We start from the raw sequence: 1988 nt of genomic DNA, 5'->3' as shown, positions 1-1988 counted from the left end.
GACAGGCATATAATCACCCAGACAAAATGGAATTTGTGAAATAGTAGTAGGTATATTGAGATCTGAGTTATTAAATCATATTGTTCCATTTTATCAGAAACATTTGGAGTATTTTATCATCCTGTCAGGACACATCAAAACATAAACTGGCAAACTCCAATTTTATAAGACAAGCCTCCAGAAAGCAAGGTGAAAAATACTAAATTAGTTTCAAAGCCAATTCTTGGAGGACTTTATCACAGCTACAAAAAAGTTGCCTAACAGTTACAACTTTTTAAATACCTTATTTTGTTATGCAAAAAACAAGCATCTTGGTTTTAATTACCAAAGTGCTTGTTTTTTGATTAAGTTATTATTGTTTAAAATGTATAAATTTATATGTAGCACTTGCTTTATTTGTTAAATATTAGTACGTATTTTAGCCCGATTGAATTTTTGAAATCGACATTATTAAACTTTATTAACCAATTATTTTTTAGGAAAAAGGTGACCCGTTACTAGTGCAATTATGTATTTACTTATTATTCATTATTTAATATTATTATACATGTCTATAGCTTATAAAAGGCATAATGTAGTACAAACTACTACATTATGCCCCTGCAATGATTAAGCATTCTTGATTTAAGTCTCCATAATTAAACTTTTGTTAAGTAAACCGCACCAATTTTTACAGGGCTTAAATTCCCACTTTTTAAGCATTCTGACAAATTATTGTAACCTACATCTTATTGGTAATATTTCTTATACTTTTGTTTAGTGTTTTCATCCATATTACTAAATGCATACTGTATTGCATCTTTATATTCAATAGAGGGCTGATTCAAGTCGCAAATTGTTTGTAAATTCTTCTTTAAATACACTCGTGGTAAATTATGTAGTGCCCTTATTAACATCGTTATCTTTTTCTTATCAACAAAAACACCTCTATCTAGTAGCTCTAGTATTTCATTTATTATATCACTCATGAGCAAATTAATATTTTTTATACTAACACCTAAATCCACTGAATTAATTATTGAATAATTGCATTCATGTAATTTTGTTAAAATTTCTTCCTTAATAGGATAATATCTCCCGATATGTTTTTCTTTTTGAATTAATAATACAATTTTTTTTAGCACATACGAGTCGTTTTCTGTTACTTTGTTAACTAATATACATTGAATCATATGTTTTAATAATACAATATGTTTATATAAGATTTTTTTATATCCCCATTTCCATAATCCCGAGCTTTTGCACCTGCCTTTCTCACAAACAAACCCTATATACAATAGTTCTCCAAATACAGAGTATTTTTCCATAGTCATCACCTTTTAATCATTTATTTTTATTGCTGTCTTCCAAAATTCATACCATTTACTTGTCCAATAAACATTTCTAGCAGATGATATTTGTGAAGTAGGTGATTCATATTAATACCAGAACCTTATTAATCGTACTCATAGTTTATTGTTCCGTCATTCTCTTCAAATAGCACATTGGTTGGTATTAAATACACTACATCTCCATGTCAATTATATAAATAGAACATTAACTCGTCTTTTTCTTGATATAAGGTTTATTCCTTCTTCGTATATACCTTGATTGTACATAATCTAACCCATCAATTTCAAGCACTATATTTCCTGCATCATAATTGCAACATTTTTTATGAAAACATTATATTTTTTAATGCACCTATTTTATAACTTTAATAATAGTTCCCAGCATAAGATTTATGTTTATATATGACTTTGGTGATGTACTTATTATTTCACATTTTTTGCTTTATGCAAAAAAACTCTAGTTTATATATAACTAAAGTCTTTTTGTTTTGCACATATTACAACATCTATAAAAATCACCATAATTTAATGGCATAAAATTTACACAACTTAAAAATAATCAAAATTTCAAAAAAAATTAATTTATTTCATTTTTTAATTCCTCAATTCTTTCTTTGCTCAGTTTAGTATATTTAACTATTTTATCTAAAGGTTCTC

1 protein-coding gene is annotated in these 1988 nt (G+C 26.8%); it reads right to left on the bottom strand.

The features are described 5' to 3' along the window. Nucleotides 1–728 precede the first annotated feature (728 nt). Nucleotides 729–1307, bottom strand: a complete 579-nt coding sequence (locus RBH29_RS17490; protein WP_306698295.1) for a hypothetical protein — start codon at nt 1305–1307, stop codon at nt 729–731. Nucleotides 1308–1988 lie beyond the last annotated feature (681 nt).

Origin of the sequence: Herbivorax alkaliphila, assembly GCF_030848475.1 — a bacterium.
Lineage (GTDB): Bacteria > Bacillota > Clostridia > Acetivibrionales > Acetivibrionaceae > Herbivorax.
This window is presented reverse-complemented; position numbering and strand designations above follow the sequence as displayed.